This window comes from Nocardiopsis sp. NPDC006832 (genome assembly GCF_040635885.1).
Classification (GTDB): Bacteria; Actinomycetota; Actinomycetes; order Streptosporangiales; family Streptosporangiaceae; genus Nocardiopsis.
This window is the reverse complement of sequence record NZ_JBEYLC010000037.1, coordinates 47,557-66,626: the sequence shown is the minus strand read 5'-3', so window position 1 is coordinate 66,626 and position 19,070 is coordinate 47,557. Positions and strand designations below refer to the sequence as shown.

Sequence of the window (19,070 nt, the reverse complement as noted above, 5' to 3'; positions counted from 1 at the left end):
ACCGTTGACTGAATGGTCGGCGGTGGCCATCCGCAGCGGGTCGGGGCGCAGCAACACCGCGATGAGCGCGGCACCGCCCAGGAAACCCACCGTGGTGAGCAGCACCGGGCCCAGAAGTTCGCTCAACCCCAGCGCCCGGGCCAGACCTCCGGTCGGCCCGATGAGATTGGGGCCCACCACCGCGCCCACGGTGGTCGCCCACACCACGACCGACAGATCACGGCCGCGCGTACGTTCGGTGGCCAGGTCCGCGGCGGCGTGCCGGGACTGCAGGTTGGTGGCCGTACCCGCACCGACCAACATCATCCCCGCCAGGAACAGCGGGAACACGCTCCACACCGTGGCACCGATGACCACGAACCCGCCCAGGGCACCCAGCAGCCAACCCAGCGTCAACCCCGGGCGACGCCCTCGCCGCGCGGCGGTACCCGCCAACGGCAACGCGAACACGGCCGCGCCCAGGGTGATCATGGTCGTCGCCATCCCCGACCAGGTATCCGAACCGCTCAGGTCCAAGGCGATGAGCGCACCCACCGCGAGCATGGCACCCATGCCGATGCCGCCGACGACCTGTGCCGCCATGAGGACCAGGACCGTACGCCGCTGGATCCTGGCACGCTCCGACGCCCCCCGAGTGGTTTCCATGGACACGTGGCAAACTCCCCGATTCATCCCGTTAATGGACGAATCGTAGCCCTCATCGCACCGGGTGGGCGCGGCCGTAGCGCCAGCGGAGGAAATCGTGCTCGCGTTCGACGTAGCGCATCTCCGCGTACAGGCGGTCGGGCTCCTCGGCGTCGATCACCACACCGCCCTCCGGGATGACCGGCCAACACGCGAACGCCCAGAAGCGGCGGGTGTAGACGCCCCAAACGACGACCCACGCACCCTGCTTCTGCCACTCGATGTGTTCGGCGACCAGGCGCCGATCCTCGTCCCGCTCATCCATGCCGCCACAGGGCATACCCGAGACCGGGACACACCGATCCGGCCGGAATCGGCCATCCCGAGGGGGTTGCCATCACCCGGTCACGGGACACCCGTGTCGAGCACGGGCGTTGGGAGGTCAGCGACCGGCGACCTGGTCGCTACCGGGGACCGGCTCGGCCGGGTCGTTGCCCAGCGCGACGATCCTGTTGTCGCCGTCCACGTGCACGATGTGCTGGACGTGCTCGGCGCGCTCCTTCTCGTCGACCTGGGCGTAGCCGATGATGATGACGAGGTCGCCCGGGTTCACCAGGTGGGCGGCCGCGCCGTTGATCCCGATCACGCCGCTGCCGCGCTCGCCCACCAGGGCGTAGGTGACCAGGCGGTTTCCGTTGTCGATGTCGACGATGTGCACCTGCTCGCCGTCGACGATGTCGGCGGCCTCCATCAGGTCGGCGTCGATGGTGATCGAACCCACGTAGTGCAGGTCGGCCTGGGTGACCGTGGCCCGGTGGATCTTGCCGTTCATGAGGGTGCGCAGCACAGCTCAAGCCTCGTTTCAGGGTTTCTCGCGAAAACTACAGGCCCCTCGCGGGGTCCCGTGCCCTCCCATGATGACGCCCCCCGTGCACCGCTTCGTCCACCGGGGCACCACTACGAGCACCAACATCCGGTTCGTGAACGATGTTCCACTTCTTGGGCCGGGCGTGGCCGGGCTCCCCGTCGGGAACCCGGCCATGGCGGTCATCACGTGTCGTGGCCCCTCGATCAGTTGAGCGAGGAGTAGGCCACCACACCGCGCCGCACCAGGTCGGTGGCCTTGCGCGCGTTGGAGCGCAACCCGGGGTCACCGGAGGCGGCGGAGATCTGCCCGAGCATGTCCACCAGCATCTTGGCGGTGCGCACGAAGTCGCCCGCCGTCATGTCGGACCCGCGCAGGATGGCGTCGAGCCGGTCCCCGCGAGCCCACCGATGGGCGGTCCACACGAAACCCAGGTCGGGTCGACGCAGGAACGACACCCGGTGCCGGGACTCCACCTCGTTGAGGTCACCCCACAGCCGCACCATCTCGTCCAGGGTCTCCTCCACCCGCCCCTCGGGCAGACGCGGGTAGGGGTCGTCGTTGCGGCGCGCCTCATAGACCAGGGCGGCGGCACAGGCGGCCAACTCCTCCGGGTCGAGGTCGTCCCACAACCCGCGGCGCAGGCACTCGGCCACCAGCAGGTCCAGATCGGAGTAGATCTTGGCCAGCCGCCCCCCGTCGTCGGAGATCTCGTCGCCCGACAGGTAGTCCAGGTCCTCCAGTACCCCGCACACCCGGTCGAAGGTGCGGGAGATGACGTGCGATCGCCCCTCCACACGCCGGCGCAGCGCCTCGGCGTCCTTCTCGGTGCGCATGTGGCGTTCGGCCCACCGGGCGTGGTCCTCGCGTTCCGCGCACCCGTGGCAGGGGTGTTCTCGCAATTGCGCGCGCAACCGCTTGACCTCGGCGTCCTCCCGATCACCCCGGCTGCCGCCACGCTCATAGGTGGGCTCGGTGCCCTGCTCCTTGAGCTTGTTGCGCAGCGTGGAGGCCAGGTCCTGGCGCGAACGCGGAGACCGCGCGGAGAACGACTTGGGGATACGCATGCGCCCGGAGGCCTTGACCGGAATCGGGAAGTCACTGGAGTTGATCCGCTTGACCTGCTTGTCCACGGTCAGCACCAGGGGCGCCGGAAGGTCGTGCCTCAGGCCGGGGTCCAGCACCACGGCGTGCCCGGAGTAGCGCCCCGAGGGGATACGGATGATGTCACCGGGCCGGAGCATCTCCAGGCTCTCCAGGGCCTCCTCACGGCGGCGCGAGGACCGGTTCTTGGCCAACATGGACTCACGGTCGCTCAACGCCCGACGCAGCGAGGCGTACTCCATGAAGTCGCCCAGGTGGCACTCGGCGGCCTTGGCGTACCCCTCCAAGGCCTCCTCGTGCTTGCGCAGCTTCTTGACCAGACCCACCACGGCACGATCGGCCTGGAACTGGGCGAAGGAGGCCTCCAGCATGTTGCGGCTGCGTTGGCGACCCACCTGCCCGACCAGGTTCACCGCCATGTTGTAGGAGGGCTGGAAGCTCGAGTTGAGCGGGTAGGTGCGCGTGCCCGCCAGCCCCGCGACGGTCTCGGGGTCGGTCCCGGCCTGCCAGACCACGACCGCGTGCCCCTCCACGTCGATGCCACGACGCCCGGCCCGCCCGGTGAGCTGCGTGTACTCACCAGGGGTGAGCATCGCGTGCGTCTCACCGTTCCACTTGTCGAGCTTTTCGATGACCACGCTGCGCGCGGGCATGTTGATGCCCAAAGCCAGGGTCTCGGTGGCGAACACCGCGCGGATCAGACCCTGGGAGAACAGGTGCTCCACGACCTCCTTGAAGGTGGGCAGCATGCCCGCGTGGTGGGCGGCCACACCCGATTCCAGGGCGCGCAGCCAGCCCTCGAAGCCGAGCACGGTCAGGTCGGCGCGCGGGATGTCGGCGCAGCGCGACTCGGCGTACTCGCGGATGTGGTCGGCCTCCTCGGGCGTGGTCAGGACCAACCCCGAGGCCACACACTGCCGGACGGCGTCGTCGCACCCCGCCCGGCTGAAGACGAAGTCGATGGCCGGCAACAGCCCCTGGGCGTCCAACTCCTCGATGATCATGGGTCTGCTGGGCGGCGCGAACCGGGTGCGCGGGCGGATGTTGCCCCGGGCCCGCGACTGCGGGTGGCGGCGACGGTCGGCCAGTTGGGTGGTGCGCGCGTCGTCCTCCGCGGCCCGGGTCAGGAACGGGTTGATGTGCAGGGTCTGCCCGCCCACCTTGATCTCGCGGGGCCGCTCGTGCTGGGAGCGTCGGCGTTCGCGCTTGCGCTTGGAACGTCCGCCACCGCCCCGCTCGTCCTCATCGGATCCGGTGGACTCCACCTCGGTGTCGACGAACAGGTCGTGCAGACGCTTGCCGACCATCATGTGCTGCCACAGCGGCACGGGACGCTTCTCGTCGACGATGACGGTGGTGTCGCCGCGCACCTGCTGGAGCCACTCGCCGAACTCCTCGGCGTTGCTGACCGTGGCGGACAGTGCGACCATGCGCACCGACTCGGGCAGGTGGATGATCACCTCCTCCCAGACCGCGCCGCGGAAGCGGTCGGCGAGGTAGTGCACCTCGTCCATGACCACGTACGCGAGCCCGCCCAGGGTGGATGAGGACTCATACAGCATGTTGCGCAGCACCTCGGTGGTCATCACCACCACCGGTGCCTCACCGTTGACGCTGTTGTCCCCGGTCAGCAACCCGACCTGCTCGTTGCCGTAGCGCTTGACCAGGTCGTTGTACTTCTGGTTGGACAGGGCCTTGATGGGGGTGGTGTAGAAGCACTTGGTGCCCTCCGCGAGGGCGCGGTGCACGGCGTACTCTCCGACCACCGTCTTGCCCGAACCGGTGGGAGCGGCGACCAGCACCCCATGGCCGTTCTCCAGCGCCTTACAGGCCTTGATCTGGAAGGGGTCGAACTCGAAGCCGTAGAGAGCCTGGAAGGCCTCGATGGCGGCGCTGGACGCGCCCTGCCGCCGACGGAAGGCGGCGTACCGCTCAGCGTGACTACTCATAGACCTCTCAGCCTATGAGGTCGGGTCCAACATCTCGACCGCTTTCGGCACCACTTCGCACTTCAGTGTCGGCGCGCCCATGCGTTCACCGTCGGCGTAGGCCGCCCCGGCGTCACCACGGATGGTGACGCTCGCCCCGCGTTCGAGGCGCACCTCGTCCAGCTCCATGTGGCTTCCGTTGAACACCCGGGGGAACTGTCGGATGAAACGGCCCTTGGACCCCTCGCGCATGAGGACCACGTCGAGTAGTCCATCGTCGGGTTCGGCCCCCGCGCACACCTTCAGGCCACCACCGTAGGAGTCGGTGTTGCCGACCGCGACGAGCATCCCGGGTTCGGCGATGGTGCGACCGTCGATGTCGATCTCGAAGTCGATGGGACGGAAGGTGCGCAGCTCGGCGACGATACCGATCAGGTAGCCGAGGCGGCCCACCCCGAACCGGAAGTTGTTCACCCGCTCGTTGACCCGGGCGTCGAAACCACAGGCCAGGACGCTCAGGTAGTAGCGCCGGGTCCCATCCGCCAGGGTCAGGCGGACCACGTCGCTGGGACGGGTGCGTCCGGCCAGGATCGCCTGGGCCATCCCGCGTGCGGTGGCGCGGCCGGTACCGAAGGCGCGGGCGATGTCGTTGCCGGTGCCCGCGGGGACCACCGCCAGTGGCACACCACTGCCCACCACCCCCTGCAGGGCCTGGTGGACCAGACCGTCACCGCCCACCGCCACCAACGCGTCGGGGCGATCGGAGACGGCCAACCGGGCCAGACGCCTGCTGTCGGCGGCCGAGCGGCCCGTGTAGACGTGCACGCGGGCGCCGGACGCGCGCAGGGCCTCCTTGAGCCGCACCGCGAGAACGGCGGAGCGACGACGACCGGAGGCCGGGTTGACCAGAAGTGCGATGTGAGGGGACATGACCGGGTCCTTAACTACCCACGGTGCGGGGATTCGAGGGCGTGCGGGTCGGTGAGGTTCCCGCACACCCTCAACGCCCGGGTCTGCGGGCCGGTTCAGGCGTCCTCGGTCGTGGACCCCTGGGCGGCTTCCTCACGTTGGCGGCGATGGTACTCCTCCAGCGCCTTGGGGGTCAGCAGCGGGGAGGGCACCCAGGTGGCCTCCGCCTGACCCTGCCCGCGCTGGATCTCGACCTCCTCCTCGGAGAGGTACTCCTCGGGGATGTCGAACTCGCCATCGCGGGCCCCCAGTACGAAGGCCTCCCACTCGGCGGGGGTGAAGAACAAGGTGCCCTTCTGTGGCGACTTCCCGTCACGGACGGCGCGGAACCCGTCGTCGAACTCGGCGACCTCCACGATCGCCTCGGAGTCCGGGTTCGACAGGGAGGAGCGCAACCACACCGCGTCGGTGGTGTCGTGCCACTTCTCGTTCCCCATGGCCTCGGGTGGGAGATCCCGCTTGGCCTCGGTCTGCTCGCTCATCAACACTTCCCGGCTTCCCGCGTCCGATTCGGTGTGCAGGGACGACGAGGAAGTCGTCCCGCCCCGAACCCTAGCGTGTGGGAGACCCTCCCACACCCGCTTCGCGACGACCGCTCAGTCGCCCTTGCCCGAACCCTTGCCCGAGTCGGAGTCCTCGAGTTCGTCCAGGTCGGAGGGCTGGTCGTCCAGATCGGAGATCTCGTCGTCGCCCAGCTCCGAGGTGGGGTCCCGGCGCTTGCGACGACGATCGTTGAAGAAGCAGAACAACTCGGCGATCTCGAACAGGACCACCAGCGGAACGGCCAGGGCCAGCATGGAGATGGGCTCGGCCGGCGTGACGACCGCGGCGACCAGGAACGAGCTGAAGATGATGACCCGACGCCACTTGGCGATGGCCTCGTGGGAGAGTATGCCGACGATGTTGAGCAGCACCACCAGCAACGGCATGACGAAGCCGAGGCCGAACATGCCCATCATGATGAGCATGTAGTCGAGGTACTCACCGATGGTCAGGTAGGGGTCGGCGTCCTCGGGCAGGAACCCGAAGAGCATCTGCAGGGCCAGCGCGGTGATCATGTAGGCCAGGGCGGCGCCGGCGACGAACAGCGCGCCGGCCAACGGGGCGAAGATGTAGGCGTACTTCTTCTCGCTGCCGTGCAGGGCGGGGGCCACGAACGCCCACAGCTGGTAGAGCCACAGTGGGGCCGTGGCCAGCGCGCCGACGAACAGCCAGATCTTGAAGGCCACGAAGAAGGCGTCGAAGGGGCCGGTCACGATGAGGGAACAGCCGCCGCCCTCGACCACCTGTGAGGCGGGCAGGGAACAGTACGGCTTGGTGAGGAAATCCCAGATCTGGTCGTAGAAGACGAAGCCGAGCACCGCGCCCAGACCCAGGATGAGCAGTACCTTGGCCAACCTGTTGCGTAGTTCGCGGAGGTGGTCCATGAGCGGCATCCGGGCCTCCGGGTTGACCGCTCTGCTTCGGGACCTCATCGTGGGGTCACTCTCTTCTCATCCGGGTCCGCGCACCGCGGACTCCCCTGATACAGACGCGGAGCGCGGTGCCCCGAGGGCACCGCGCCGACAGGTTCGGGCCGTGGCCGCGCGCGACCCCGAACAGGTGGAACCGGCGACTCTACTGGTTGTAGGTCTGGTTGCTGGGTTCGCCGGACTCGTTGACGATGCGCTGGCCGGGAGGAAGCTGCGGGTAGCCCTGCTGCTGATTCTGCTGCGGGGCGGCGTCGGCACGAGAGGTCTGGGCCTGGCCCTGGCCCTGCTGTGCCTGTCGACCGTCCTGACCGTCGGCCTGTTCCTGTTCCTCGTTGTTCTCCTCATCGGCCAGGCCCTTGCTCTCGGCCTTGAGGATGCGGGCACTACGTCCCAGGGAACGGGCCAGGTCCGGGAGCTTCTTGGCTCCGAACAGCAAGATGGCAAGGATCACCAGGATGGCGATGGTAGGTCCGTTGAACGGTCCCATGGTTCTACCTCTCTGTGGGGCGCGACCAAGCGCCTTCGATGGTACGCGCGTCCGAGCCTTCGGTCATCATCGCCGTGACCCCTCACGTCGGACACGCTCACGCAGGTCAGCGCTGCTCGCCTGGTACCCGCCCGCCGCCCGTGTCACCTTTTCGGACAGCACGACGGCCTCGCGTCGGACCTTCACCAGAAGGAATCCGACGACGAGCACACCGACCAGAACCAGGCCGAAAAGGACAGCGAGGGCGATCACGAACTCACCATATCCTTTTCCGGAAGACCTACACCTCGACCCCCTGTGAACAGGTGGGCGTCACTCCGAGGACGAATCGATCTCGACCAGGTCGGGGGAGGTTTGCCCCCTCTGATAAAGATTCAAGGCCCGTTCGGCCTCCGCGCGCACTTCCCGCGCCAGACCCTCGGGAGCCACCACGCGCCCCCGTGACCCCAACGACAACACCAGTCGCGCCACCCACGCCGGCGCCGGGGTCCGCAGCGTGGCGCGCACCCCGCCGTCGGCCAATTCGGTGACCGACTCGCACGCGTAGTCCTCGGTGACCCAACGCGCCGACGGGTCCAGGTCCAACACGACCAGGGCATCGCGTTCGGAACGCTGGAGCACACCCTTGGACAGGTCACGGCGGCCCACACCCTCGGGCACCTCGGCCGCATAGGGCAGCACGGTCAGTTCCAGCACCCGGTCCAACCGGAACAGGCGCACGTCCTCACGCAGGTGGCAGTAACCCTCCAGGAACGGCTTGCCGTCCTGGACCACCAGACCCATCGGATCCACGTCACGTTCGGTGACCTGGTCCAGGTATCCGGACAGGTAGCGCAGATGCAGGCGCTGACCCGCCTCCAAGGCCTGGGAACAGCGCCGATGGGTCTGCGCCACCTGCTCGTCCATCTCCACCCGCACCTGGACGGCGTCGGCGAGCGCGCCCACCGCGCTGCCGGCCGCCCCGCGCAGCTTCTCCCCCACGCGCTTGAGCGCGCCGTCCTCCACGCCCTGGGCCACGGGCAACTCCTCCAACAACGACAGGCCCACGACCAGGCTGGCGGCCTCGTCCGCGGTCAGGCGCAGCGGCTGGGCCAGGGTGTCGGCGTTGGCGATGATGATCTCCCCGGTCTCCTTGGCCGCCTCCAGGTCCACGTCGATGAGGTCGCCGGGGGTGTAGCCGGGCAGACCGCACATCCACAGCAGGCTCAGGTCCTGGACCACCTGCTTCTCGCTGAGACCGAAGTGGCGGGCCACCTCCGGCACACGCACGTCGCGGCCCAGCGCGTAGGGCACCAACATCAGCAACCGACGCAGTTGGTCCGCCGAGCGCGGGCCGCGGGCCGGGGCGTCCTCCTCCTCGGTCTCCCGCACGGGTTCGGCCTCGGCCCGGGCCCGGCGGATCACCCCCGACATGTGGGCGGCCAACGCCTCGCGGGCCTGCTCTGGCTCGACGACCTCGGCCCGGGCACCCTGGGCGGCCACCCGACCGACCAGCGTGTCGGTATCGGTGTAGGGCAGGGTGAGGGTGTCCCACACCGGCCCGGCGGCCTCCCGTTCACCGGGGACCACGCGCAGGGCACTGCGGCGCAGGGCGTGCGCGGAGTCGACGAGCACCCGCACGGTGGCGGCGTGGTCGGGGTCGGGCCGCTGCGAGGAGACCACCGAACGCAGGTCCACACCCTCGGGCACCTCGACGTCGGGACCGGTGCGCACCACCGTCACCTGTCCCTGGATGCGTCCGAGTCGGAAGACCCGGCGAGCCTCGCGCAGCCGGTCGTGACCGACCACGTACCAGTGGCCGTCCTGGTTGACCACGCCCCACGGTTCGACCTCGCGACGCACCGCTTCGGTCTGGCCGGGCCGGCGGTAGGAGAAGACCACCGGCCGGCGGTCACGGATCGCCTGCCAGACGGGCCCGAAGGCGGGTTCGTCGGTGCGCATGGTCGGGGTCAGCCCGGGCGCGGCCTCCGCGTCCACCGGCACCCCGGCCGAACGGAGCTTGAACAGGGCGTTGGCGGCGGCCTCGCCCAGGGAGGCGTGCCGCCAGGCACGGGCCGCCAGACCCAACACCAGCGCCTCGTCCGGCCGTAGCTCGATCTCGGACAACTCATAGTCCGACCGCGAGATCCGATAGCCCTCCTCGCCGCTGAAGGCGTCACCGGTGCCCACCTGGATCGGGATACCGCTGTCGCGCAGTTCTCGCTTGTCGCGTTCGAACATGCGCTTGAACGCCGACTCGGTCTCGGCCTCCGCGTACCCCTGGACGGTCGCCCGGATCTCCTGGGCCGTCAGGTGGCGCCGGGTGGACAACAGGCAGATGACCAGGTTGAGCTGTCGTTCGGTCTTCCTGCGCGACATCGTCGCCACTCCTTCACCCTGGGATGATGCGCCGGGCGGGGCCGCGAGGGCGCGTCCTCCCACCTTCGGTTCAGCACTGACGGTACCGTGCCGACCATGATCCGGTGGCGTCGTGGCCAAGTGCGTTCACTCCTGCCCTCCTGGACCGGGGTCCACGTGTGCGCGGTCGATCTGGCCACCGGCCCCGACACCGCTCCCCCGTCCACCTGCCGAGCCCTGGCCTACACCGATCTGGTCGGTGAACCACGCGTGGGCGATGAGGTGCTACTCAACACCGGTGCCCTCGACCTTGGGCTGGGCACCGGCGGGTACGCGCTGGTGGTGGCCCTGCCCGACCGCCTACCCGCCGATCGGGAGGGCCCCGGCCACCTGGTCAAGGCCCGTTACACCCCGCTCCAGGCCACCGTCCAAGGCGCCGACGAACAGGGATCACCCCACCACGAGACACTGCGTACCGCTCGGGGGGTCGACGGAATGCCGGTGGTGGTCGCCGACCTGCACTCGTCGCTACCGGCCGTGCTGGCGGGGGTACGCGCCGAACGTCCCCGCGCCCGGGTCGTCAACGTGATGCTGGACGGCGGCGCGCTACCGGCGATGTTCTCTCAGAACCTGGGCACGCTGCGCGAGGACGGCCTCCTGGCGGGCTGTGTGACCACCGGCCAGGCGTTCGGCGGCGACCTGGAGACGGCCACCGTGCACTCGGGCCTGCTGGCGGCCAGGCACGTCCTGGGGGCGGACGTCACCGTGGTGTGCCAGGGACCGGGCAACCTGGGCACCGGAACCCCCTGGGGCTTCTCGGGTGTGGCCTGCGGCGAGGCCGTCAACGCCGTCGCGGCCCTGGGCGGCCTGCCCGTGGCCGCCCTGCGGGTCAGCGAGGCAGACCCGCGTCCCCGTCACCACGGGGTCTCCCACCACAGTCTGACGGCCTACGGCAAGGTCGCCCTGGCCCCCGCCGACGTGGTCGTACCCGTCCTTCCCGGAGAGTTCGGGGAGAGGGTACGCGGCCAGGCCTGGCCCCTCGGCGAGCGGCACACACTGGTGGAGGTCTCCACGACCGGACTGGAGGGCGAACTGCTCTCGTCGCCGGTGAGACCGTCGACGATGGGGCGCGGCCTGGAACAGGACCCGGCCGCCTTCCTGAGCGCGGCGGCGGCCGGACGGTACGCCGCCACCCTCCTGGCCCCCTGAACGACCGCGCACCCACCCTTCAACGATCGACGGTCCTGGGCAGCCACGTGGCGGGACGCCGGTGTTCGGCGTCGCCGTTACCGGGCACCGGAGTGCGACGGGTGGCCGCGAGCATGTGCTCGGACGGAGCGTCGAAGTACCTCCCGGGCCGGAACATGGCCAGGGAGGCCGGGTCGGCCACGACCCCCTCGTCCACGCTCACCAGCTCCGGCACGAACACGGCACCGTCCCCACACGTCACCCCCCATTTCCTGCCGGGACCGGCGGAGACGATCTGCCCGGGATCGCCGCCCACCGCCTCGGTGGACAACTCCCCCGAATGGAAGGTGATGAGCGCGCCCCCGAACATCGCGAACGCCCCCGGGTAGGGGGCCGCCAACGCCCGCACCATCCGGTCCACGTCGCGCCCGGCGGCGGCCAGGTCCAGGTGTCCGTCACTGGGACGACGACGGGGCCACACCGACACGTGTCCGGTCTGGGGACGTCGAGGAGCACGCCCCTCCAACAGGGCGTCCAGGTTGCGCACGATCAGTTCGGCCTGCAAACGCCCCACCCGCTCGTACAGGCCGGTGGCGGTGGCGTCGGCGGCCACCTCGAAACGGATCCGATCCACGATGTCACCGGCCTCGACCTCACGGGCCAGGTGGAACAGGGTCACCGCGCTGGCCCGCATGTCGCGCAGGATCGTCCAGGGAATGGGCGCACGTCCGCGCCCCACCGGCAACGGGGAGGGATGCATGCCCACGGCGCCCAACGGAAGCGAGGCCAGAACCTCCTCCTGGACCAGTTGCGACCACCCGGCCACCACCATCAGGTCGATGTGGTGCGAGGCCAGGGCGTCACGCGCCTCATCACCGTTGACGTCGGCCACGCGCAGGTGCGGCAGGTCCAGTCGACGGGTCACGGACTCGTAGTCGACATAGCCGCAACGGTGCGCCAACTCGGCAGGATAGGACACCACCAGATCCGGTGGACGCCCCTGGGCACAGAGTTCCTCCAACGCCGGCACCCCCAGGCGCAGACCGGACACATAGCAGAACCGCCGTCCCTCCGGCATGGCTCCCCCTCGCCAGAAATCACTCAGGGTGACGACTCTACGCAGCGATCGCCCCACTCCCCCGCAGATGTGCCCACCCCGCGTGTCAGGACCCCGAACACGACGACGCCCCCGCCGGATGACGGGGGCGTCGCAGCGCGAACGAACCGCGGGTACGTCGGGGCGGTTACTCCTCCTCGGAGGCCTCTTCGTCCTCGGCCTGGGCCTCGGGGTCGGCCGCCTCACCCTCGGCGCCCTCCGCCGGCTCGGGCGGCGGCGGGTTGTCGTAGGCGCCCAGGACGTCGATCACGAAGACCAGGGTGCCCACGGGACCGCCCATCGCCTCCTCCTCGGTCTCGCCGTAGGCCATGGAACCGGGGACGACCAGCATCAGGCGGTCACCGACGTTGGCTCCGACGATGCCCTCGTCCCAGCCCTCGATCACCGCGCCGTCACCGATGGTGGTGTCGAAGGGCGCGCCACCGCGATCCCAGGTGGAGTCGAAGACCTGGTGACCGCCATCCTCCTCGGGGTCCCAGCGCACACCCGTGTACTGGGCGATGACCTGCTGCCCCTCCTCAACCTCGGGGCCCTCGCCCTCGATGAGCGGGACGACCTCCAGGTCCTCGGGGGCGTCGCCCTCGGGGACCTCGATCTCGGGGCGGCTGTGGCCGTCCTGGGTGACCGTGGGCAGACCGTCGCCACCGTCGGTGACCGGCTCGCCCGGCACCACGGCACCCTGGGCGTAGCGGTCCATCACGTCGATGACGAGCACGCTGGCGCCCTCGGGAACCTCCTGGCCCATGCCCTGGGCCTGCTCGATCTCCTCCGGGGTCAACGGCGGGAACACGTACACCGCACGGCTGCCGAGCGGCTGGCTCACCAGCGTCTCGGTGATGTACTCGGGCATCTCGTTCATGCGTACGAGGTCGGGGGCACCGGACTCGTAGCTGGACTGGCCCTCCATCGCCTCGCCCTCGCCCGGGGCCGTCCACTGGTATTGGGCGACGTTGGCGACCACCAGGTCGTCCGCGCCCACCAGGACGTCCTCCCCCGAGCCCTTGCTGACGACGCCGGAGATCTCCTCCTCCGGAGGTTCCGCGTCGGGGAAGGTGATCTGCGGTTCCTCACCGACCTCGCCGGTGACGTCGGGCAGCCGCGGGTCCAGCTCCTCCGCGTTCATGCGCAGGAAGGCGGGAGTCTTCCAATCCTCTGGGATCGATCCGCAGCTTGAGACCACCAAGGCGATGGCGGTCAGTGGCACCGCGAGAGCGGCGGCACGTCGGTGCATGGGTCACAACCTCTGATTTCCGGCTCAGGACAGGCTCACACTACCGAAAAGCACAAGTCCGGCCACCCCTGGGAATGCACCGAAGGTCACGGGCCCCGTCGGGTGGCGCCGCGCACCTCCCGCCGGGGCCCGGATCGACCGTTCGGAGTCCGTCCGCTCACATGCCGGCGATCAGCTTCTCCACCCGCTCGTCCACCGACTTGAACGGGTCCTTGCACAGCACGGTCCGCTGCGCCTGATCGTTGAGTTTGAGGTGCACCCAGTCCACGGTGAAGTCGCGGCGTTGTTCCTGGGCTCTGCGGATGAACTCGCCCCTCAACCGCGCCCTGGTGGTCTGCGGTGGCACCGACTTGGCCTCGAAGATCTTCAGGTCGTTCACCACCCGATCCATCTGGCCGCGGTTCTGCATCAGGTAGAACAGGCCGCGATCGCGGTGGATGTCGTGGTAGGTCAGATCCAGCTGGGCCACCCGGGGCGAGGACAGCGACAGGTCGTGTTTGTCCCGGTAACGCTCCAACAGCAGGTACTTGGTGACCCAGTCGATCTCCCGAGAGACCATCTCCAGGTTCTGGGTCTCCACCGCCTCCAGGGTGCGCTGCCACAGGTCCAGGACCCGCTTGCCCACGGCGTCGGTGCCGTGCCGATCCACGTAGCTCTGTACCTTCTCCAGGTACTCGCGCTGGATCTCCAGGGCACTGGCCTCGCGCCCGTTGGCCAGACGCACCTTGCGCCGCCCCGTCATGTCGTGGCTGACCTCGCGAATGGCCCGGATGGGGTTCTCCAGGGTGTAGTCGCGCATGACCACACCGGCTTCGATCATCTGCAGCACCAGGTGGGTGGCGCCCAGCTTGAGCAGGGTGGTGGTCTCGCTCATGTTGGAGTCGCCCACGATGACGTGCAGGCGCCGGAAGCGTTCGGCGTCGGCGTGGGGCTCATCGCGGGTGTTGATGATGGGCCGCGAGCGGGTGGTGGCCGAGGAGACACCCTCCCAGATGTGCTCGGCGCGCTGGCTCACGCAGTACAGGGCGCCCCGAGGCGTCTGCAGGACCTTGCCGGCGCCACAGATGATCTGCCGCGTGACCAGGAAGGGGATGAGCACGTCGGCCAGGCGCCCGAACTCCCCGTGCCGACCCACGAGGTAGTTCTCGTGACAGCCGTAGGAGTTGCCCGCCGAGTCGGTGTTGTTCTTGAACAGGTAGATGTCGCCGGCGATGCCCTCCTCGTGCAGGCGCTGCTCGGCGTCGATCTGCAGCCCCTCCAGGATGCGTTCGCCGGCCTTGTCGTGGGCCACCAGGTCCAGGAGGCTGTCGCACTCGGGGGTGGCGTACTCGGGGTGGCTTCCCACGTCCAGGTACAGACGGGCCCCGTTGCGCAGGAACACGTTGCTGCTGCGTCCCCAGGAGACCACCCGTCGGAAGAGGTAGCGGGCGACCTCGTCCGGCGACAGGCGGCGCTGTCCCCGGAAGGTGCACGTGACCCCGTACTCGTTCTCCAGCCCGAAGATCCGTCGTTCCACGCGGCCTCACCAACTTCCGTCACCGGGGTGCCGACGACGGGGCCACGTCGTCCACACCCGCCCGGCCGGTGCGGCGCCCCGGTGGCGCCGCACCGTCGTCCCTAGCTTCAGTCCTGGTCGGCCTCGTCCCCACCGGCGCTCGTGTCCTCGGAGGCGTCCGTGCTCGTGGCGGCCTTCGTGGTGGCACCTCGCTTGCCCTCCTCGATGAGGGAGGTCAGGCGGTCACCGTGGATGCGACGGAACTTGCGGTGCTGTCGGGAGCGGTCCAGCACGGCGACCTCCAGGTTGGTGGCCTCCAGCTCACGCTCCTCCCCGTTCTCGTGCGCCAGCGCGTGGGTGGCGGCGTTGAGCGCCGCGCTGAGCGGGGCCCTCGCGTCGAAGCGGTCCTTGAGCTGGTTGGACACGTGCTCGGAGGAGCCGCCCACCGCGACGAAGCCCTGTTCGTCGACGATCGACCCGTCGAAGGTGATGCGGTAGATCTCGTCGTCGTCCGCGGTGTCGCCGACCTCCGCGACGACGATCTCGACCTCCCACGGCTTGAGGCTCTCACTGAAGACGGTGCCCAGGGTCTGGGCGTAGATGTTGGCGAGCTGGCGTCCGCTGACGTCACGACGGTCGAACTGGTACCCGCGAACGTCGGCGAAACGGACGCCCATCAGGCGTAGGTTCTCGAACTCGGGGTAGCGCCCGACCGCGGCGAAGCCGATGCGGTCGTAGAGCTCACTGATCTTGTGCAGGGTGCGGGACATGTTGTCCGCCACCAAGAGGATGCCGCCTTCGTACTGCAGGACGACGGCACTGCGGCCGCGCGCGATCCCTTTGCGCGCGTAGTCCGCCTTGTCCTTCATCTGCTGTTCGGGGGCGACGTAGAAGGGCATCGACACCGCGGATCGTTTCCTTACCTGGTCGGGAGAGGTCTGGTGGTGAGGGGCGCCCGGCCCGGATCGGCCGGGCCGGTCATGGCCCGCCGGTCAGTCGAGCCGGGCCCTTGGTCCGTCGGGGTGGACGGAGCGTCCCTGGACCACCTCCGTGGCCAAACGGGCGACCTCTTCGCCGGAGATACGGCGGTGGCCGTCCTCGGTGATGACGTCGACCAGGGGGAAGATCCCCCGATGCAGGTCGGGTCCGCCGGTGGCGGAGTCCTCGTCCGCGGCGTCGTAGAGCGACTCCAGGGCGACCTTGATCGCTGTCGTCTCGTCCAGGTCGTCGCGATAGAGCTTCTTGATGGAGCCCTTGGCGAAGACCGAGCCGGAGCCGATGGAGTGGTAGCGCTGCTCCTCGTAGCGTCCACCGACCGCGTCGTAGCTGAAGACCCGGCCTTCCTCGGTGACCTCGTCGAAGCCCACCAGCAGGGGGACTACGACGAATCCCTGCATGGCCATGCCCAGATTGCCCCGGACCATCTGGGCGAGCTTGTTGGCCTTACCCTCAAGGGAGAGGGAGCGACCCTCCAGCTTCTCGTAGTGTTCCAGCTCCACCTGGTACAGGCGGGCCAGTTCGATACCGATCCCGGCCGAGCCCGCGATGGCCACCGCGGAGAACTCGTCGGTCCGGTAGAGCTTGTCCATGTCCCGGTTGGCGATGACGTTGCCCTGTGTCGCCCTGCGGTCACCGGCCAGCAGGACACCCCCGGGGAAGGTCATGGCGACGATGGTCGTCGCGTCCGGGGTGAGGTGTTCGGTGACCCCTCCGGCGGCGTCCAGATGCCTTCCGGGCAGCAACTCGGGGTTGACCGCCCGGAGGAACTCGGTGAAGGACGAAGTACCCGCACTCATGAAAGCGGCCGGCATCCGTCCGCCCTCGAACCCTTCGAACACGCGACTCCCTCCACTGGCGCCCCACCCCGTCTCGGGGGCGGATGGGGCGCCTGCTCATCCGTTTGTTGTCGGCCTGCACGTCGGCCGGGCTTTCCCACCCCGGCCGACGTGTCGACCCTAACCCTGTGCGCCCGGGGGCCACCGGCTCCCGTGTGCGCTGTCAGCGAACCGTCCGATGACGGTCACTGACCGCCCTTCTGCACGAACTGCCGCACGAAGTCCTCGGCGTTGCTCTCCAGAACGTCGTCGATCTCGTCGAGGATGTCGTCGACGTCCTCATCCAACTGTTCGTCGCGTTCCTTGGCCTCCGCGGCGCCCTCGGTCTCCTCGACCTCTTCGTCGCGGCGGGTGCCGTGCTTCTGGCCGCCGGTGTCCTTCGTCGCCATTGCAACCTCCCGTTCGGAGCTCTCGCCCTTATCTTGGCCCAACGACCCCCGACTCAACCCCGTTCCCCGGGCCCGATACCCGCTAGTTACCTCTGGGCTCGGCGTCATCACCGCGCGTGCGCGCGAGAGGCGAACGGGTGCGGTCGGGTGCTCACGAATTCGACGCCGTCACGGGGTCGGGCGTGTCCCCGGGGTCGACCCCCCGCACGCCCACGAAGATCGTTTTCGCGACATGCGCACATGTATTCGCCTTGCGAACATGATCTTCACCCAGGACGGCGGCCTGACCACGCGGGTTACGTCTACGTGTCCGAACCATCGCTACTGGTACGCGGTTTCAGTGTCCGGATCCGGCCAACATGTATCCCTTGACTTACCGGCGAGTTTCTGATTCACATCCGATCTCTTCGGAAAAGTCAAGGTCAGATGGGTCGCCTCCCGATGACCAGAACTTCAAGACATCCGGTCATCGGATGACCCCTTTGTCCGCTCGCTGAAGTATCAGCTTTCCGGGGTTCCAGTTGTCCAAGATGTGCACTTATGGTGGGGAACCGTTTACCGAGTGTCTCGGTGAACGGAAGGGACCCGCCCCCATCGGGGTCCCGCCTCGGAGCGCATCGTCCACCCCCGAGCGGACGAGGCGCCTTCCGAGACCCCGCCCCATTCCCCCTAGGAGAGTAGGGATCAATGCGACCCTCCCCCGTTATCTCCGCGATCGGCACGGGAGCGCTGGCCTTCGGGCTGTCGCTCTCCGTGGCCCCGGGCGCCGGAGCCGCGACCGTGCCGACCGAGCCCGTCACGCAGGACGACTCGGTGTCCACCATGGAAGAAGCGCTTGAGCGCGACTTCGGCCTCACCCCGTTCGAGGCCGAGGAACTGCTCGACGCCCAGGCGGCCGCCTTCGGCCTGGACGAGGCCGCGGCCGACGCCGCGGGTGACGCCTACGCGGGCTCGGTGTTCGACACCGACACCCTGGAGCTGACCGTCCTGGTGACGGACACCTCCGCCGTGTCGGACGTCGAGGCCGCCGGAGCCGAGGCCGAAGTGGTCTCATACGGCACCGAGGGCCTGGCCGAGATCATGGACGAGCTCGACGCGGCCGGCACCCAGCCCGGCGTCGTCGGCTGGTACCCCGACGTCACTTCCGACACGGTCGTGATCGAGGCCCTCGATGGCGACGACGCACAGAGCCTCATCGAGGCCGCGGGCGTGGACGCCTCCGCCGTGGAGGTGCGCGGCACCTCCGAGCAGCCGCAGCTGTTCGCCGACATCGTCGGTGGAGACGCGTACTACATGGGCGGCGGCCGCTGCTCCATCGGGTTCGCCGCCACCGACGCCTCCGGCGGCGACGGCTTCGTGACCGCCGGTCACTGCGGCACCGTCGGCACCTCCGCCGAGAGCGAGGACGGTTCCGGCTCGGGCACCTTCGCCGAGTCGGTCTTCCCCGGCAACGACGGGGCGTACGTGTCGGCGAGCTCCAACTGGACCGTCACCAACCTGGTCAACATGTACAGCGCGGGTGACACCCAGACGGTGGCCGGTTCCGCTCAGGCCCCGGTCGGCTCGGCCGTGTGCCGTTCGGGTTCGACCACCGGTTGGCACTGCGGGACCATCGAGGCCCGCGGCCAGACGGTGAGCTACCCCGAGGGCACCGTCAACGACCTGACCCGCACCGATGTCTGCGCCGAGCCGGGTGACTCCGGTGGCTCGTTCATCAGTGACGACCAGGCCCAGGGCATGACCTCTGGCGGCTCGGGCAACTGCACCAGTGGTGGTACGACGTACTACCAGGAGGTCGGCCCGGTGCTCAGCTCGTGGAACCTCTCGCTGGTGACCGGATAGCTCCATCCGTCCGGCATCGCACCGACGCCCCCGTCCGCTTTCCAGCGGGCGGGGGCGTCTTTCGTTTCCAGGTGTCCGTATCCGGCCACCACCGATACCCGGCCGGCTCTCATCGAGTGCACGACCATCCGCACCCCGCACGCCCTGGGCACGCCCGTGACCAGAACGGTTACGGGAGTGTGTCCGA

General features: G+C 69.0%; 18 protein-coding genes. 2 read left to right on the top strand and 16 right to left on the bottom strand.

All coding sequences use genetic code 11. The annotated features are described in order from the left end of the window. The 10 genes from ABZ717_RS18205 to ABZ717_RS18160 form a co-directional block, all read right to left on the bottom strand. Window positions 1-645, bottom strand: a 645-nt coding sequence (locus tag ABZ717_RS18205; RefSeq protein ID WP_358511695.1) for an MFS transporter, incomplete at its 3' end; no start/stop codon positions are given. Window positions 646-697: 52 nt separating this feature from the next. Then, on the bottom strand, window positions 698-949 hold the full coding sequence (locus ABZ717_RS18200; RefSeq protein WP_358511692.1) for a hypothetical protein: 252 nt from the start codon (window positions 947-949) through the stop codon (window positions 698-700). A 117-nt stretch (window positions 950-1,066) separates the two neighbouring features. Beyond that, a complete protein-coding gene (gene panD, locus ABZ717_RS18195; protein ID WP_358511689.1) occupies window positions 1,067-1,471 on the bottom strand; it encodes an aspartate 1-decarboxylase in 405 nt (134 codons plus the stop codon). Between the two features lie 224 nt (window positions 1,472-1,695). Next, window positions 1,696-4,542: a DEAD/DEAH box helicase gene (locus ABZ717_RS18190; protein ID WP_358511686.1), complete on the bottom strand. Its 2,847-nt coding sequence runs from the start codon at window positions 4,540-4,542 to the stop codon at window positions 1,696-1,698. A gap of 12 nt (window positions 4,543-4,554) precedes the next feature. After that, a complete protein-coding gene (locus ABZ717_RS18185) occupies window positions 4,555-5,451 on the bottom strand; it encodes a diacylglycerol kinase family protein (RefSeq protein ID WP_358511683.1) in 897 nt (298 codons plus the stop codon). A 95-nt stretch (window positions 5,452-5,546) separates the two neighbouring features. Then, the gene (locus tag ABZ717_RS18180; RefSeq protein ID WP_358511680.1) at window positions 5,547-5,972 is read right to left on the bottom strand and encodes a DUF397 domain-containing protein; all 426 of its coding nucleotides are present in this window, start codon (window positions 5,970-5,972) and stop codon (window positions 5,547-5,549) included. Between the two features lie 114 nt (window positions 5,973-6,086). Then, window positions 6,087-6,926, bottom strand: a complete 840-nt coding sequence (gene tatC, locus ABZ717_RS18175) for a twin-arginine translocase subunit TatC (RefSeq protein WP_358511713.1) — start codon at window positions 6,924-6,926, stop codon at window positions 6,087-6,089. 181 nt (window positions 6,927-7,107) lie between these two features. Then, on the bottom strand, window positions 7,108-7,449 hold the full coding sequence (tatA, locus tag ABZ717_RS18170) for a Sec-independent protein translocase subunit TatA (RefSeq protein WP_358511678.1): 342 nt from the start codon (window positions 7,447-7,449) through the stop codon (window positions 7,108-7,110). A 66-nt stretch (window positions 7,450-7,515) separates the two neighbouring features. Next, window positions 7,516-7,701 carry a hypothetical protein gene (locus ABZ717_RS18165; protein ID WP_358511675.1) on the bottom strand — a complete coding sequence of 62 codons (186 nt, stop codon included), beginning with the start codon at window positions 7,699-7,701 and terminating at the stop codon, window positions 7,516-7,518. Between the two features lie 60 nt (window positions 7,702-7,761). After that, window positions 7,762-9,807 carry a WYL domain-containing protein gene (locus tag ABZ717_RS18160; RefSeq protein WP_358511672.1) on the bottom strand — a complete coding sequence of 682 codons (2,046 nt, stop codon included), beginning with the start codon at window positions 9,805-9,807 and terminating at the stop codon, window positions 7,762-7,764. A gap of 96 nt (window positions 9,808-9,903) precedes the next feature. Between ABZ717_RS18160 and ABZ717_RS18155 the strand changes: the two genes are divergently transcribed. Then, window positions 9,904-10,995, top strand: a complete 1,092-nt coding sequence (locus tag ABZ717_RS18155; RefSeq protein WP_358511669.1) for a DUF3866 family protein — start codon at window positions 9,904-9,906, stop codon at window positions 10,993-10,995. Window positions 10,996-11,014: 19 nt separating this feature from the next. On the opposite strand, the gene ABZ717_RS18150 is transcribed toward ABZ717_RS18155, so the two are convergent. From ABZ717_RS18150 to ABZ717_RS18125, 6 genes are all read right to left on the bottom strand, one after another. Continuing rightward, window positions 11,015-12,052, bottom strand: a complete 1,038-nt coding sequence (locus tag ABZ717_RS18150) for a formyltransferase family protein (RefSeq protein WP_358511666.1) — start codon at window positions 12,050-12,052, stop codon at window positions 11,015-11,017. A gap of 166 nt (window positions 12,053-12,218) precedes the next feature. Continuing rightward, entirely contained in the window at window positions 12,219-13,322 is a 1,104-nt protein-coding gene (locus ABZ717_RS18145; protein WP_358511663.1) for an FKBP-type peptidyl-prolyl cis-trans isomerase, read from the bottom strand. Window positions 13,323-13,479: 157 nt separating this feature from the next. Next, a complete protein-coding gene (gene pafA, locus ABZ717_RS18140; protein WP_358511661.1) occupies window positions 13,480-14,838 on the bottom strand; it encodes a Pup--protein ligase in 1,359 nt (452 codons plus the stop codon). Window positions 14,839-14,945: 107 nt separating this feature from the next. Next, entirely contained in the window at window positions 14,946-15,722 is a 777-nt protein-coding gene (gene prcA / locus ABZ717_RS18135; protein ID WP_358511658.1) for a proteasome subunit alpha, read from the bottom strand. 87 nt (window positions 15,723-15,809) lie between these two features. Next, window positions 15,810-16,655: a proteasome subunit beta gene (gene prcB, locus ABZ717_RS18130; protein WP_358511655.1), complete on the bottom strand. Its 846-nt coding sequence runs from the start codon at window positions 16,653-16,655 to the stop codon at window positions 15,810-15,812. A gap of 182 nt (window positions 16,656-16,837) precedes the next feature. Beyond that, entirely contained in the window at window positions 16,838-17,041 is a 204-nt protein-coding gene (locus ABZ717_RS18125; protein ID WP_304079557.1) for a ubiquitin-like protein Pup, read from the bottom strand. 687 nt (window positions 17,042-17,728) lie between these two features. Here ABZ717_RS18125 and ABZ717_RS18120 point away from each other — a divergent pair. Beyond that, window positions 17,729-18,883, top strand: coding sequence for a S1 family peptidase (locus tag ABZ717_RS18120; protein ID WP_358511652.1), 1,155 nt, complete (start codon window positions 17,729-17,731; stop codon window positions 18,881-18,883). Window positions 18,884-19,070 lie beyond the last annotated feature (187 nt).